Origin of the sequence: Actinomadura luzonensis (assembly GCF_022664455.2) — a bacterium.
Taxonomy (GTDB): domain Bacteria; phylum Actinomycetota; class Actinomycetes; order Streptosporangiales; family Streptosporangiaceae; genus Nonomuraea; species Nonomuraea luzonensis.
Window position 1 is genome coordinate 4,434,775 of sequence record NZ_JAKRKC020000001.1, and the last position, 14,527, is coordinate 4,449,301.

At 75.4% G+C, this 14,527-nt stretch carries 15 protein-coding genes; 7 read left to right on the plus strand and 8 right to left on the minus strand.

Annotated features, from left to right (window positions below; all coding sequences use genetic code 11):
• Positions 1–162: 162 nt before the first annotated feature.
• Positions 163–825 (minus strand): TetR family transcriptional regulator, encoded by a 663-nt coding sequence (locus tag MF672_RS21270; RefSeq protein WP_242383370.1) that lies wholly within the window; start codon positions 823–825, stop codon positions 163–165.
• A gap of 67 nt (positions 826–892) precedes the next feature.
• On the opposite strand from MF672_RS21270, the gene MF672_RS21275 reads away from it, so the two are divergent.
• Both MF672_RS21275 and MF672_RS21280 read left to right on the plus strand, forming a co-directional pair.
• Positions 893–2,920: a HelD family protein gene (locus tag MF672_RS21275; RefSeq protein ID WP_242383371.1), complete on the plus strand. Its 2,028-nt coding sequence runs from the start codon at positions 893–895 to the stop codon at positions 2,918–2,920.
• 30 nt (positions 2,921–2,950) lie between these two features.
• Entirely contained in the window at positions 2,951–3,394 is a 444-nt protein-coding gene (locus tag MF672_RS21280; RefSeq protein ID WP_247815365.1) for a hypothetical protein, read from the plus strand.
• 16 nt (positions 3,395–3,410) lie between these two features.
• Here the strand turns inward: MF672_RS21280 and MF672_RS21285 are convergent, their stop codons facing one another.
• From MF672_RS21285 to MF672_RS21300, 4 genes are read right to left on the minus strand one after another with little or no spacing between them, the layout of a single operon-like run.
• The gene (locus MF672_RS21285) at positions 3,411–4,631 is read right to left on the minus strand and encodes an ABC transporter permease (RefSeq protein ID WP_242382577.1); all 1,221 of its coding nucleotides are present in this window, start codon (positions 4,629–4,631) and stop codon (positions 3,411–3,413) included.
• Positions 4,628–5,362: an ABC transporter ATP-binding protein gene (locus MF672_RS21290; RefSeq protein WP_242382578.1), complete on the minus strand. Its 735-nt coding sequence runs from the start codon at positions 5,360–5,362 to the stop codon at positions 4,628–4,630. Before MF672_RS21290 ends, MF672_RS21285 begins: the two co-directional genes overlap by 4 nt.
• Positions 5,359–6,426 (minus strand): efflux RND transporter periplasmic adaptor subunit, encoded by a 1,068-nt coding sequence (locus MF672_RS21295; RefSeq protein ID WP_242382579.1) that lies wholly within the window; start codon positions 6,424–6,426, stop codon positions 5,359–5,361. Before MF672_RS21295 ends, MF672_RS21290 begins: the two co-directional genes overlap by 4 nt.
• Positions 6,423–6,959: a hypothetical protein gene (locus tag MF672_RS21300; RefSeq protein WP_242382580.1), complete on the minus strand. Its 537-nt coding sequence runs from the start codon at positions 6,957–6,959 to the stop codon at positions 6,423–6,425. The genes MF672_RS21295 and MF672_RS21300 overlap by 4 nt, the downstream gene beginning before the upstream one ends.
• 140 nt (positions 6,960–7,099) lie before the next feature.
• Here MF672_RS21300 and MF672_RS21305 point away from each other — a divergent pair, with 140 nt between their 5' ends.
• The 5 genes from MF672_RS21305 to MF672_RS21325 all read left to right on the plus strand — a co-directional run bounded on the left by MF672_RS21305 (position 7,100) and on the right by MF672_RS21325 (position 12,176).
• Entirely contained in the window at positions 7,100–7,753 is a 654-nt protein-coding gene (locus MF672_RS21305; protein WP_242382581.1) for a response regulator transcription factor, read from the plus strand.
• Positions 7,750–8,952 carry a sensor histidine kinase gene (locus MF672_RS21310; RefSeq protein WP_242382582.1) on the plus strand — a complete coding sequence of 401 codons (1,203 nt, stop codon included), beginning with the start codon at positions 7,750–7,752 and terminating at the stop codon, positions 8,950–8,952. Before MF672_RS21305 ends, MF672_RS21310 begins: the two co-directional genes overlap by 4 nt.
• A 36-nt stretch (positions 8,953–8,988) precedes the next feature.
• Positions 8,989–9,585 (plus strand): NUDIX hydrolase, encoded by a 597-nt coding sequence (locus MF672_RS21315; protein ID WP_242382583.1) that lies wholly within the window; start codon positions 8,989–8,991, stop codon positions 9,583–9,585.
• A 243-nt stretch (positions 9,586–9,828) separates the two neighbouring features.
• Positions 9,829–10,536 (plus strand): lysophospholipid acyltransferase family protein, encoded by a 708-nt coding sequence (locus tag MF672_RS21320; RefSeq protein WP_242382584.1) that lies wholly within the window; start codon positions 9,829–9,831, stop codon positions 10,534–10,536.
• Between the two features lie 65 nt (positions 10,537–10,601).
• Complete coding sequence (locus MF672_RS21325) at positions 10,602–12,176, plus strand: penicillin-binding transpeptidase domain-containing protein (protein WP_242382585.1); 1,575 nt, start codon at positions 10,602–10,604, stop codon at positions 12,174–12,176.
• Between the two features lie 24 nt (positions 12,177–12,200).
• On the opposite strand, the gene MF672_RS21330 is transcribed toward MF672_RS21325, so the two are convergent.
• The 3 genes from MF672_RS21330 to MF672_RS21340 form a co-directional block, all read right to left on the minus strand.
• Positions 12,201–13,085, minus strand: coding sequence for an alpha/beta fold hydrolase (locus tag MF672_RS21330; protein WP_242382586.1), 885 nt, complete (start codon positions 13,083–13,085; stop codon positions 12,201–12,203).
• Between the two features lie 137 nt (positions 13,086–13,222).
• Entirely contained in the window at positions 13,223–13,867 is a 645-nt protein-coding gene (locus tag MF672_RS21335; protein ID WP_242382587.1) for a PadR family transcriptional regulator, read from the minus strand.
• Between the two features lie 77 nt (positions 13,868–13,944).
• Positions 13,945–14,373 carry a hypothetical protein gene (locus tag MF672_RS21340; RefSeq protein ID WP_242382588.1) on the minus strand — a complete coding sequence of 143 codons (429 nt, stop codon included), beginning with the start codon at positions 14,371–14,373 and terminating at the stop codon, positions 13,945–13,947.
• Positions 14,374–14,527: the final 154 nt, after the last annotated feature.

Consider the following 14,527-nt stretch of genomic DNA (forward strand, 5'->3'; position numbering starts at 1 on the left):
TTGGGCCTTCCATTTCTTCTCCTTCTGGTAAAGCGAACCCCGCAATGCCCCAAATTGCATAACTATGCAATTGGCCAAACAGTTGTCAGAATATCAAGGACACCCGGTCCGACCTGGTTGCGCACCGGCGATCTCGCGCAGAGCGCAAAGCAGCATTACGGGTCAAGCCGCACAAATCGCCAACAAGGAGAATGCCCGATTTGCGGCTTGAATAGCCTCCGGTTCGACCTCGCTCAGCGGACGGCCGTCGGCGATGAGCTGCCAGGTGCGGCGCGCGAGCACCCGCTGGGCGGCCAGCACCTGGGCGGCGAGCAGCGCGGCGGTCAGCTCGTCCAGCCCGCCGCCCGTGCCCGCCGGAGCACCGGCGCCGCTTGACGCCCTCCCTGGCAGGGGCTCGGACAGGGCCTCGGCGAGGGCGCGCTCGTCGCGGGAGATCTGCTGGAACAGCCGGGCCTGGAGGCTCGGCGTCGAGAACACCATGCGGTGGAAGGCCACGACCTCGGGGTGGTCGTTGAGGCCGGTGACGGGGTCGCGGCGGGCGAGCCCGTCGAGGAAGTGGCGGCGCAGCGCCTCCAGCGGCGGCTCGCCCGCCGCCCGCCCCCGCACCACGCGGGCCGCCTCGCCCTCGTGGTCGGCGATGCGGTGCAGGACCAGGTCCTCCTTGGCCGGGAAGTACTTGAACAGCGTCGGCTTGGACACCCCGGCCGCCGCCGCGATCTCGGCCACGGGCACCTCGTCGAAGCCGCGCCGCAGGAACAGCGCGACCGCCGCGCCGGAGATGGCCTCGCGCACGCGCAGGCGCTGGAGCTGCCGCAGTCCCGTCATGCCGCCACTCTAGCAAAGTGTTAACCTGGTCAAAGATTTAACCGGGTCAACGCTTTCAGGGGGTGCGATGGGGACGCTCGACGAGGAGCGGCGGCACGTCGAACGCTGCCGGGCCGGGCTGCGCCGGATGCTGGAGGGCGCGCGGGACAACGTGATCGTCGGGGAGACCGTGGCCGGCGACCGCTACAGCGCCGAACGACTCGGCCGCCACCTCAAGAGCCTGGCCAAGGAGCTGAGCGAGGAGCCCGAGGGCCCGCCGTTCTTCGGCCGCCTCGACTTCGGGCCGGGCTCGGCCGAGCACCGGGGGCGCGCGTACCACATCGGCCGGCGGCACATCGCCGGCGAGCACGGCGGCCCGCCGGTGGTGGTCGACTGGCGCGCCCCGGTCGCGCGGGCCTTCTACCGGGCCAGTGCCCGCGACCCGCAGGGCGTCGCGGTGCGCCGCCGCTTCGGCTGGTCGGGCACGACGCTGACCTCGTACGAGGACGAACGACTCGACCAGGGCGAGCCGGGCGGGCAGGGCGGGAGCCGCCTCCTGGCGGCCGAGATCGAACGCCCCCGCGTCGGCCCCATGCGCGACATCGTCGCCACCATCCAGCCCGAGCAGGACGACCTCGTCCGCGCCGGCCTCGACACCAGCATCTGCGTCCAGGGCGCGCCCGGCACCGGCAAGACCGCCGTGGGCCTGCACCGGGCCGCGTACCTGCTGTACGCCCACCGCCGCCGCCTGGAGCGCGGCGGCGTGCTGGTCCTCGGCCCGAACCGGGCCTTCCTCGGCTACATCTCGGCCGTCCTGCCGGCGCTCGGCGAGGTGGACGTCGAGCAGACCACGCTGGAGGGGCTGCTCGCGTCCGTCCCCGTCACCGCGGCCGACCCGGAGGAGGCCGCGCTGGTCAAGCACGACGTGCGCATGGCGGAGGTGCTGCGCAGGGCCCTGTACGGACGCGTCCGCAAGCCGGTCGAGCCGGTCGCCGTGGCCGACGGCTCCTACCGGTGGCGCGTCCCGGAGGACGAGCTGCGCCGCATCGTGGACGACACCCGCCGCGCCCGCCTCCCCTACGGCGTGGGCCGCGAGCGGGTGCACGCCCAGGCGGTCGCCGCGGTCCGCCGCCGCGCCGAGGCCCGCGGCGTGACCGCCACCGCCGCGTGGACCCGCCGCATGGCCCGCGGCCTCGCCCCCGCCCTGGACGCCCTCTGGCCGCCCGTCAAGCCGGAGGAGGTCCTGTACGAGGTGCTGCGCGGCCCCTGCGGCGACGACGCCGACGACCCGGCGCGCGGCGTGCTGAGCGACGCCGAACGGGCCGCGATCACGTGGGCGAGGCCGCCCCGCAGCCACCGGAGCGCCCGGTGGACCGCGGCCGACCTGGTGCTGCTCGACGAGCTGGCCGGCCTCGTCGAGCGCCCGCGCGGCTACGGCCACGTCATCGTGGACGAGGCCCAGGACCTGTCGCCGATGGAGTGCCGGGCGGTGGCCAGGCGCAGCGAGCACGGCTCGCTCACCGTCCTCGGGGACCTGGCGCAGGGCACCACCCCGTGGGCGGCGGCCTCGTGGCCGGAGCGGATGGCGCTGCTCGGCAAGCCGGAGGGCCGGGTGGTGGCGCTGACGACCGGCTTCCGGGTGCCGGCCGCGGTGGTGGAGCTGGCCAACGGGCTGCTGGACGCGCTCGGGGCGGAGGTGCCGCCGACGCGCTCGTACCGGTCGGACGGGCGGCTGCGGGTGACCCGCGTGGAGGACCTGGGGAAGGGGGTGGTGGCGGCGGTGCGGGAGGCGTCGGGGTTCGAGGGGTCGATCGGGGTGATCGCGGCGGACCACGGGACCGCGGCGCTGGAGTCGGCGCTGCGGGACGAGGGCTTCGAGGTCGGCGGGCCCCGGCTGAGCGTGGTGCCGGCGTCCCTGGTGAAGGGGCTGGAGTACGACCACGTCGTGGTCGCCGAGCCGGCGGCCGTCGTCGAGGCGGAGCGGCGCGGCCTCAACCGGCTGTACGTGGCGCTCACCCGGGCCGTCTCCCGGCTGGACGTGGTGCACGCGCGGCCGCTCCCGCCCCAGCTCGCCCGGCTGGCACCGGCTCGACAGGGCGGGGGCGGGGGTGTGTGATGTGGTTCCCGTCCAGAAGGAGCCCGCCCGGTGCCCCACGCGCAGGACCCGCCTCCGCCCTCCCCCGCACCGCCCCCGGACGACGGGTCCGGTGGGCCCGCCGCGTCCGGCGCCGAGAGCGAGGAGAGCGCCCAGGTCGAGCGGGCCGTCCCGGACGAGGACGGGAGCGGCGGCCCCGGGGCGGCGCCGCCGGCCGCCTCCGCGCCGCCCGCCGCCTCGGCGCCGCCCGCCGCGAGCGTGGCCCGCCCGCCGCGCCGCCAGGGCATCGACCAGGTGCCGTCGATCCTCGGGTGCGTGTGCGCGGCGGTGGCCGTGCTGTTCGACCCGGTCCTGTTCGGCCTGGCCGGCATCGTGCTGGGCGTCGCGGGTCACCTGCGCGGCGAGCCCCTGGGCAAGTGGGCCGCCGTGGCGGCGGGCGCCGGCATGGTGGCGGGGACGGTCCTCACGCTCGTCCTGGAGAGCACCATGCCCTGACCGGCGGCCGCGCCGCTCAGCCGGCCGCTAGGGCGACCGTGGGCGACAGGCGGGCGGCCCGCATCGCCGGGTAGATGCCCGCCAGCGTCCCCACCACCAGCGTCGCCGCCACCGCCCCGCCCACCGCCCACGGCGGCACCACGGGCGGCCAGCCGCGCGAGAGGGCGTACCCGGCCGTGGCGAGCGCGCCGAGCACCGCGCCCGCCGCCCCGCCGAGCCCCGACAGCAGCAGCGACTCGGCGAGGAACTGCAGGCGCACCTGCCCCCGGGTGGCCCCGAGCGAGCGGCGCAGCCCGATCTCCTTGCGCCGCTCCAGCACCGAGATGACCATGGTGTTGGCCACGCCCACCCCGCCGACGAGCAGCGCCACCGCGCCGAGCCCGAGCAGCAGGCCGGTGAACGCCCCCGCCGCCGCGGCCTTGGCCGCGAGCGCGTCGGACGGCCGGCTGACCGCCACCTCCTCGGGGTTCTCCGGGTTGACGGTGCGCGGCAGCGCCGCCCGCACCTGCTCCACGGTCGCGTCGGACGAGCGCTCGTAGATCGTCGTCGGGTGGCCGTCGAACCCGAGCAGGTCCGCGGCCGCCGGGAAGCCGACCAGCGCCGACCGCTCGATCTCCGGCGCGAGCGGCATCGGCCCGAGGATGCCGATGACGGTGAACCACCGCCCGCCCATCCACACCTGCACGCCGGTCCTGGCCAGCCCGAGCCGCCGGGCCGCCTCCGCGCCGAGCACCACGGCCGGCTGCCGGGCGGTGGCCTCGTTCAGCCAGGCGCCCCTGGCGACGGCGCCCTCCAGGGTGGTGAGCAGGCCGGTGCTGGCGGCCTGGACGGCGATGCCGCCGGTGACGGCGTCCGGGATGTGGTTGTTGCGCCGGACGGTGGCCTCGACGCCGCCCGTGGCGGCGGCCGTGCGGACCGGTCTGATGCGCTGCACCATGGCCAGGGCGGTGCCGGGCAGCTCGGCCTCCTCCCCGAACATGGTGCGGCCCGGCGACACGGTCAGCAGGTTCGTGCCGAGCCGGTCGAGCCGGCGCAGGAGCTGTTCGCGTGAGGACGACGAGATCCCGATCACCGCGATCATGGTGGCGATGCCGATCGCGATGCCGAGCGCGGACAGGATCACCCGCGCCGGGCGGGCCCGCAGCCCGGCCGCCCCGGTCCGCACGACGTCGCCGGGGCTCAGCCGGCCGGGCGTCAGCCGCTCGCCGCGCGTCGTCCCGGCTCGCGGCGCGCTCATCGTCCCGCTCCTCTCAGCAGCGCGACCGGTCCCCGGTCGTCGTGGTCGTGGCCGTCCACGACGAGCCCGTCGCGCAGCCGCACCTGGCGGCGGCACCAGCCGGCGATCTCGGCGTCGTGCGTGATGAGGGCGATCGTGGTGCCGGCGGCGTGCAGGCCGGCGAGCACGGCCAGCACGTCGGCGCCGGCCGCGGAGTCCAGGTTGCCGGTGGGCTCGTCGGCGAGCAGCAGCGCCGGGTCGCCGGCGACCGCGCGGGCGACCGCCACCCGCTGCTGCTCGCCGCCGGACAGCTCGGCCGGCCGGTGCCCCAGGCGGTGGCCGAGCCCGACCCGGTCGAGGGCGGCGGCGGCGCGCTCGCGGCGGGCCCGCCGGCCCGCGCCGGTGTAGAGCAGCCCGTCGGCCACGTTGTCCAGGGCGGTGACGCCGGGCGCGAGGTGGAAGTGCTGGAAGACGAAGCCCAGGTGGCGCGAGCGCAGCGCGGACAGCTCGCGGTCGGACAGGGCCGCCACGTCGTGCCCGGCCACCCGGACGGCGCCGGTGGTGGGCCGGTCGAGGGTGCCGATCAGGTGCAGCATGGTGGACTTGCCGCTGCCGGAGGGGCCGACGATGGCCAGCAGGTCGCCGCGGGCGACGGCGAGATCCACGCCGCGCAGCGCGTGCACGCCGCCGGGATAGGACTTGGTGACCCCGGCCAGCTCGGCGATCACCGGCGCGGAGGGCTCGGCGGTCATGTGGCGGGCACCCCGACCTTCATCCCCTCGCGCAGCCCCTCGCCCTCGACCTCCACCAGCCCGCCGCCGAACGCGCCCGTCTCGACGGCGACGATCCTGGTGCCGGAGCCGGTCACGACCTCCACCCCGAACCCGCCCTCGCGCAGCGCCAGCAGCGCCTCCACGGGCACGGCCAGCACGCCGGCGTGCCGCGCGCTCTGCAGCTCCACCTCCACGGGCGCCTGGTCGAGCCGGGTGCGCGGCCGCTCGGCCAGGGTGATGTCGACGTCCACGGTGGTGCTGGTGTCCGGCTCCTGGCCGGTGACCTCGGCGACCATCCCGATCGAGGTGATCCGGCCGGCCGCCCGCTCGCCGCCGGGCAGCGTCACGGTGACCCGCGCGCCCTTGCGGGCCAGCGACTGGTCGGCGGTGTCGAGGTCCACGTGCACGAGGCGGCGCATGCCGCTGACCGTGAGCACCTGGCGGCCGGGCGCGACCCGGTCGCCGACGGCGGCCCTGGCCTCGGTGACGCGGACGGCGGCGGGCTGGAAGACGACCTGGGCGGCGTCCACCTCGCCGGTCTCCGGCAGCCCGCGGTCCTCCTGCCAGTCCAGGACGGCCTGGCGGGTGGCGCCGCTGAAGTGCCCGTCCACCGTCAGGTAGGAGCCGTGGCCGAGCGCCTTGAGGTTGCGTTCGAGCTGCTCGACGTCCGGGCCGTCGGACACGCCGAGCCGCAGCGTCCGGTACAGCGGCAGGGCGCCGTACATGAGGACGGTGGGCCGGCGGTCGACCTTGATCAGCGGCCGGCCGCGCCGCACGACGGCGCCCTGCGCCGGGACCCAGGTGACGACGCCGGAGCCGCCCGCCGTGAGCTGCCGCTCCCCCGCGTAGGTGAGCGCGCCGTCCACGGTCTTGGTCTCGACCAGGTCCCGCCGGGTGACCTCGGCGGTGGCCGGGACCGTGGGCGGGGCGGCCGGCGCGGCGGCGGGCGCGGCCGGCCCGTCGTGCAGGACGGCGACGGCGGTCCACGTCCCGGCGACGGCGAGGACGGCGCCGCCGCCCAGCAGCAGGCCCTTGCCCCTCACGAGCCGCCTCCGCCGCCGGCCGGGCCCTTCTTCATGCCGGGCGCGTACTCCTCGCAGGCCTTGTGCGCGGCCTCCAGCTTGTCCTTCGAGCCGCCCTTGGCCATGATCCGCATCGGCTGGCCGGGCTTCGGGTCGGCCACGTCCACGCCGTGCGCGCGCATGCACTGCGCGAACTTCAGCATCTTGTCGTAGTCCTCGGCGCTGGGCGTGCCGGCCTTCACCGCGGACTCCATGATCGGCCCGCACGCCTTCTGCGCCTTGTCCATCTTCTCCTTGGACGCGCCGCGCGGCACCGTGAGGCGGATGTCGCCGCCCTGCGGGTCGGGCATGTCGATCCCGTGCTGCCGCATGCACTGCGCGAACTTCAGCGCCGCCTGCTGCGGGTCCAGCGTCGGGGACGGAGAGGCGGACGCGCTCGCCGTCGCGCCCGTGCGGCTCGCGCTGACCACGTCGTCGTCCGTGGCCGCGGGGCCGCCGCAGGCGGCCAGCGCGAGCACGAGCGGCACGGCGGCCGGCGCCCGTCGAAGGTTCATGGCTCTCGCTCCTCCGCGCCGCCGGGTCACTCGCCCGCGGCGCGGCCCCACTCCAGCCCATCGGGTGCTAGAACCGGATAAGCCCTTACCCGCGGCTAACACGTGATCCGTCACGCTCGTCGCCGAGGGAAGGGGCCGTCATGCGGGTGCTTGTCGTGGAGGACGAGGAACGGCTGGCCGACGCGGTCGCGCACGGCCTGCGGCTGCACGCGATCGCCGTGGACGTGGCCTACGACGGGCAGGACGCGCTCGACCTGGCCGCGTACGTCGACTACGACGTGGTCGTGCTGGACCGGGACCTGCCGGAGGTGCACGGCGACGACGTGTGCCGGCGGCTGCGCGAGGCCGGCCGGCCGGGCCGGGTGCTCATGCTGACGGCCGCCGGGCAGATCCGCGACAAGGTGGACGGGCTGGCCGTCGGCGCGGACGACTACCTGGTCAAGCCGTTCGCGTTCGCCGAGCTGGTGGCCCGGGTGCGGGCGCTGGCCAGGCGCGCGCCGCGCCGCCCTGAGCCGCCGCTGGAGCGGGCCGGGATCAGGCTCGACCCGGCGCGCCGCACGGTCACCAGGGACGGGCGGGCGGTGCCGCTCAACCGCAAGGAGTTCGACGTCCTGCACGTGCTGCTGCGCGCCGGCGGCGAGCTGGTCACCTCCGGCGAGCTGCGCAGGAGCGTGTGGGACGAGCACGCCGACCCCGGCACCGGCGCGCTGCGCGTCACGATCACCGCGCTGCGCAAGAAGCTCGGGCCACCCGCGGCGGTCCAGAACGTGCCCGGCCGGGGGTACCGGCTGTGACCGCCGGGACCGGGCTGTCGCGCCCGAGGGCCTGGTGGGACCGGCGGCGGCTGCGGCTTCGGCTGACCCTGCTGTACGGCGGGCTGTTCTTCGTCGCCGGGTCGCTGCTGCTGGCGCTCACCTACCTGATCACCGCGCAGGCGCTGCGGCAGCAGTTCACGCTGGGCGGGAAGAAGGTGATCGGGGTGCCGCCGCCGGCGATGCCGGCCGACGCGCAGCCGCAGCGCGCGGCGGTGCAGGACGTGCTGTTCCAGGGCGACCTGGTGGCGCGCGCCGACCAGGTGCTCACCCAGGTCGTGCAGTACACCGCGACGGCGATGATCCTGGTCGGCGCGGTCGCGCTGGTGCTCGGGTACGTCGTGGCCGACCGGGCGCTGCGGCCCCTGGACCGGGTGACCGAGACCGCGCAGCGGCTGTCGGAGAGCACCCTGCACGAGCGGATCGGGCTGGAGGGCCCGCCGGACGAGGTCAGGCGGCTGGCCGACACCTTCGACGCGATGCTGGACCGGCTGCACCGCGTCTTCGACGGGCAGCGGCGCTTCATCGCCAACGCCTCCCACGAGCTGCGCACCCCGCTGGCGGTCAACCGTACGGTGCTGGAGGTGTCGCTGGAGGAGCCGGAGGCGTCGGCGGACCTGAAGGCGCTGGCCAGGGCGCTGCTCGGCACCAACGCCCGGCACGAGCGGCTCATCGAGGGGCTGCTGCTGCTCGCGCAGTCGGAGCAGGAGCTGACCGTACGCAGGTGGGTCGACCTGGAGCAGGTCGCGCGGGCGGCGCTGGAGCAGCTCGACCCGGGCGGGCGCAGGCGGGCCGTCACCGTGCACAGGGACCTGCGGCCGGTGCTGGTGGAGGGCGATCCGCTGTTCCTGGAGCGGTGCCTGGTCAACCTGCTGGAGAACGCGGTCACGCACAACGTGCGCGGCGGCGAGGTGTGGCTGGCGCTGCGGCGGGCGGACGGCGGCGGCGCGGTGGTGACGGTGGACAACACCGGGCCGGTGGTGCCGCCGTACGAGGTGGAGGACCTGTTCCAGCCGTTCAGCCGGTTGCAGGGGGAGCGGGTGCGCTCGTACAAGGGGGCGGGGCTCGGGCTGTCGATCGTGCGGGCCATCGTGACCGCGCACGGCGGCGAGGTGGGCGCGGAGGCCAGGGAGGAGGGCGGCCTGCGGGTCACCGTGCGCCTGCCCGCCCGGCTGCCCTGAGCGGACGGGGCGGGCCCGGCGTGAGATCCTGGGAGGGTGCTGCCGCCCATCGACGAGCTGCGTGCCGGGATCGCCGCCCGGCTGACCGCCTTCGACCGGCGGGAGGTGCCGCCCGCAGGGGGCATCCGCCGGGCCGCCGTCACCGTGTGCGTGCTGGAGGACGCGGCGGGCGCCCCGTACACGGTGGTGATCAAGCGGGCGCCGCGCGGCCGCAACCCGGGGCAGTGGGCGCTGCCCGGCGGCCGGCTCGACGACGGCGAGCTGCCGGTCGAGGCGGCGCTGCGGGAGCTGGCCGAGGAGACGGGCCTGACCGGGGTCGAGGTGGCGGGGCTGCTCGACGACTTCGTCACCGACTCGGGGTTCGTGATCACGCCGGTGGTGGCGTTCGGCGGCCGGCAGCGGCCGGTGGCCGACCCGCGGGAGGTGGCGTCGGTGCACGCGGTGCCGCTGGAGCGGTTCCTGGCGCCGGGGGTGCCGCGGTGGCGGGGCGAGCTGCTGCAGATGCCGCTGGGGCCGTCGATCGTGATCCACGCGCCGACGGGGGCGATTCTCTGGCAGTTCGCCGAAGTGGCGTTGCGTGGCCGTGAGCAGCGGGTCTTCGACGTCGCGCAGCCGCACTGGACGCGCACCTGACCCGCCGGTGGAATATCACCCCCCGAACGTCCGTTAGCATCGAGAGGCCGATGTGGTTAGTGTCCCCCGGGCCGCAAATTACCGCCTTCACGGAATACCGTCCGGCTGGAGCCGTGTTGTGCATCTCGCCGAGGAGGCGACCGCCACATCGGCCTAACAGCTCTTTTCCCAGGCGCCCCGCTCACCGGCGGGGCGCCTGCTCTATGGTGGGTGGCCGGACGCCCGATGATCCAGGAGAGCCTGTTGCTTTACGAAGTGGTCAAGTTCGCCGCCGCGCCGCTGGCGCACGCCATGTGCCGGCCGCACATCACCGGCGCGGCGCACGTCCCGAGGACCGGGCCCGCGATCCTGGCCGCCAACCACCTGTCGGTGCTCGACTCGTTCCTGCTGCCCGCGCTGCTGCCGCGGCACGTGACGTTCACCGCCAAGAACGAGTACTTCGACGGCAACCCCGTCTCGGGCTTCTTCATGCGTCTCGGCCGCAGCCTGCCGATCGACCGCGAGAGCGCGCACGCCGCGCAGACCATGCTGGACGAGGCCGCGGCCCTGCTGGAGCGGGGCGAGCTGTTCGGCATCCACCCCGAGGGCACCCGCTCCCCCGACGGCCGGCTCTACCGCGGCAAGATCGGCGTGGCCTGGCTGACGCTCAAGACGGGCGCGCCCGTGCTGCCGGTGGCGCTCACCGGCACCGAGAAGGTGCTCCCGCCGGGCACGAAGGTGCCGCGCCCGGCCAGGATCGGCATCGCGATCGGCGCCCCGATGCGCTTCGAGGGCGACCACCGTGACGCGCGCGACCGGCGGCGCGTCACCGACGAGATCATGGCCGCCGTCCAGCGGCTGTCCGGGCAGGAGTACGTGCCCGTCTACGCCTCCAGCGTCAAGGCGTCCGACGGGGTGGCCGGCATGTCGGTGAAGGAGGCGTCCGAGGGGGCGCCCGGCGGCGGGCTCTAGGCTCGTACGTCTGTCGAGCAGGATCAGGGGGCTGATCAGTGGCGCGGAGCCGTACGATCGCGATCGTGTCCGTCGCCGCCGTGCTCGCGGCGGGAGCCGCGGCCGGTGGCGCCTACTACGTGCTGCACACCCGAGGCACCCCGGCCGCGACCGCGCAGCGCTTCGCCGCGGCCTGGCAGGCCGGCGACACCGCCGCGATGGCCAGGGAGCTGGCCACGGCGCAGCGGCTCGACGTCTACGGCCAGCAGCGCGGCGCGCTCGGCGTGGAGCGCACCTCGGTCCGGCTGGGGCCGGTCGCCCAGGGCGACGACCAGGCCAGCGTCCCCTACACGGTGACGCTCGCGCTGAAGAACGTCGGCGAATGGACCTACGACGGGAAGATCGACCTGGTCGTGGCCGACCGCGCCTGGAAGGTCGCCTGGTCGCCCGCCACCCTGCACCCGCAGCTCACGGCCGGGCAGACGTTCTCCCTCAGGACGCGCTGGCCCGAGCGGGCCGCGATCACCGACGCCGACGGCGGGCGCATCGACGACGGCTCGGGCGGCGGCTCGGTGCAGCAGCTCGTCGGCTACCTCGACAAGGCGAAGAAGAAGGACGTCGCCAAGCTGGGCTCGGCCTACCAGGTGGGGCAGGCGATCGGCCGCGACGGGCTGCAGGAGGCCTTCCAGCGGCGGCTGGCCGGCACCCCGTCCACCGACATCCAGCTCGGCGGCAGGACGCTCAAGACGATCAAGGGGTCGGCGGGCGAGCCGGTCGAGACCTCGCTCGACCGCGACGCGCAGGCCGCCGCGGTGACCGCCGTCAAGGACCTGGACAAGCCCACGTCCATGGTGGCGATCCGGCCCTCGACCGGCGAGATCCTGGCCGTGGTCAACAACCGGGGCGGGTTCAACCGGGCGCTCGACGGGCGCTACCCGCCGGGCTCGACGTTCAAGGCGGTCACCGCGATCGGGCTGCTCGCGGCCGGCATGTCGCCGCAGGACCGGGTGACCTGCCCCGAGTACGCCACGGTGGGCGGGCTGAAGATCCGCAACTCCGACAACGAGGCGTTCGGGTCGTTGTCGTTCCTCGACTCCTTCGCCCACTCGTGCAACACCACGTTCGCGCCGCTCGCCCAGTCGAAGCTGGGCGCGGACAAGCTGGTCAAAGCGGCCGAGAGCGTCGGCTTCAACCAGCCGCTGAACATCGGCGTCCCGGCCACCCCGGCGAGCCTCCCCAGGCCGCAGTCGGACGCCGAGCTCGCGGCCGAGTCGTTCGGCCAGGCCCGCATCACCGCCAGCCCGCTGTCCATCGCGTCGGTGGCGGCCGCCATCGCCGACGGGACGTGGCGGCCGCCCACGCTGGTGCCGTCGCTGAAGCAGAAAGCGGCCGAGCGCGAGCTGCCGGACGGCGTGAAGGACCAGCTCCACGCCATGATGGCGGCCGTGGTCACCAAGGGCACCGCCAAGTCCGCCGGCCTGCCCGCGGGCACCCACGGCAAGACCGGGACGGCCGAGTTCGCCAACGGCGACAAGCTGGACACCCACGCCTGGTTCATGGGGTTCAAGGGGGACGTGGCGTTCGCCGTGGTCGTCGAGGGCGGCGGCGGGGGCGGCGCGGTGGCCGCCCCGGTGGCGGCCACCTTCCTCAAGAACCTGTGACGGGCCTCAAGAACCTGTGACGGATCAGCCCGCGCTCAGCAGGAACCGGCGGATCTCCGCCGCGACCCGGGCCGGCCTGCCGCGCATGGCCGCGTTCGAGGTGGCGCTGTGGTCGAGGCCGGGCAGGTCGGCGCGGCGGCAGCGGGGCAGGACGCCCTGCAGGGCGGTCAGGGCGTCGCGCAGGTAGGCGGGGCTTCTGGTGCCGCCCAGCAGCAGGACCTCGGCGGTGAGCGCGCGGTAGGCGGCGAGGTCGTCGGCGGTCTCGGCGACGAGCTGGGCGTCCTGGCGGAGGGTCGGGGCGAGGGCACGGAACGTGGGCTCGCCCGCCACCGCCACCTTGTCCTGATTTTTCAGCATCGCGGCGGTCATGGCCTCCAGCAGGAAGCGCGGCACCACGGTGAAGACCGCCGGCCCCATGCGCGTCGCCCGCATGCCCGTGACCAGCGCCGCCGGGACGCGGCCCGCCGCGATCTCCCGGTCGAAGCGCGCCAGCCAGCCGGTCGGGTTGGAGCCGTCCAGGTCGAGCGGCGGCTCGAAGGCGACGATCTTGCGCACCGCCGGGCCGCCCGGGACCGCGCCCAGGGCGAGGGCGGTGCGCAGTGCGATGATCGCGCCCGAGCTGACGCCGGCGACGTGCTCGGCGCCGGTCGCGGCCAGCAGCGCGGTCAGGTCCTCGACCTCGCGGGCCAGCCCGTAGCGGGGGCCGGCCGGGCCGCTGCGGCCGCGGCCGCGCCGGTCGGGGACGTAGCAGGTGAAGTCCGCCGACAGGGCCTCGGCCAGCTCGATGTTGCCGTGCCCGGTCTGCATGGCGCCGTGCAGCAGCACCAGGCCGGGGCCGTCGCCGCCGAGGCGGCGGTAGGCGATCGTGGTGCCGTCCCGCGACGTCACGTGGTCCAGAGTGGTGATCATGTTCGCTCCCCATGGGTGGGTACGCGGGGGAGCCCGGCTATTGTTGCCAGTGCCATCTCGTGGCCGGGGTCCGCTCCGCGGGTCTGTCGGTACGAGGTCGTCCGGCGGCGGTGTGCCAGCACCGCCGCCGGATCTTGCTAGTCGGCCGTGCGGCCCCTCTCCGCCGCCTCGGCCACGTCGCCGGGGACCCGGCCGCTCTCGTGGTAGGCGCGCCAGTCGTCCAGGCCGGGGAAGCGGCCCTCCTCCAGCTCCGCCAGCAGGCCGCGGACCCAGGCGGCCTCGGCCTGCCGCATCGCCAGGGCGTACTCGGACTCCAGGAGGAACAGCCGGGGCAGCTCCCGCCCGTCCCGCTCCAGGTCGTCCCGGCCGGCCTCGACCCGCCGCTCCAGCGCGGCCAGCCGGCGCCGCAGCAGCGTCACGACCTCGCCGGGCCCGAGCCCGCCCAGCACCGACAGCCCCGCCTCGAACGCCGACGGCTCGTGGACGGGGGCCGCCAGCAGCTCCCGCGTCCAGTCCGCGGCCTCCGCCAGCCCGGCGTCGGTGAGCCGGTAGACGGTCCGCTCGGGGCGGGCGCCCTGACGGTTGCTCTCGACGGCGGCGATCAGGCCGTGTTTCTCCAGGTTGCGGACGACCGTGTAGAGGGAGCCCCATTTGATCCGCATGTCGTGGTCCTTGCCGCGGGCCCGCAGCACGGAGGCCATCTCGTACGGGTGCATGGGGCGGTGCACGAGCACGGTGAGCACGGCCAGCCCGAGCAGGTTGCGCACCGGACGTCGTTTCACCCTGCCTCCTCCTTGTCGCTCCCTGTTACTCGTATGCGAGTATACGTGCGCGAATATTCGGCGGCAATGGGGTCATTTCAGGCGGCCGCGTCGGCGGCAGGCTGGGCCCCGCCGGAGCCGAGGCCGAGCAGGTCGGCGACCGACCAGGAGCCACCGGTCTCCCCGTCCCGGCGGCAGGTCCCACCGGCGGGCAGCCAGGCCCACTCCCCCACCGCCACCGGAGCGCCGCCCAGAGGGAACCGGCCGGAGCCGGGCGCCGGACCCGCGGGTGGCGCCGGCGGGGTGAGCGCCGGCGCCGCCCAGGAGGCGGCGAGGCACAGCACCGCCACGACCAGCGCCCCCGACACCACGACCCGCCGCCGCCACCGCCTCCCCCGGCGTCCGGCGGCGCGCGCCGCGCCGCGCGGCCCCGCCGCCCGCTCCCACTCCGCCAGCCCGTCGCAGGACCGCCGCCACTCAGAGAACCCGCCACCAGGCCACTCGTCGTCGTCCCGTTCCACGCCCACCCGGCGTCCCCCTCTCGTCGCCCACGAGTGTACGAACGATTACGCTCCGCGTCCGGTCCGCGTCCGAGGTATGTCCCGCGCCGGGTGCGCCTCTGTACCGGCTGACGATCGGCGTCCGCACCCGGCGGAGCCGAAGGAGGCTAAATGCATAGAT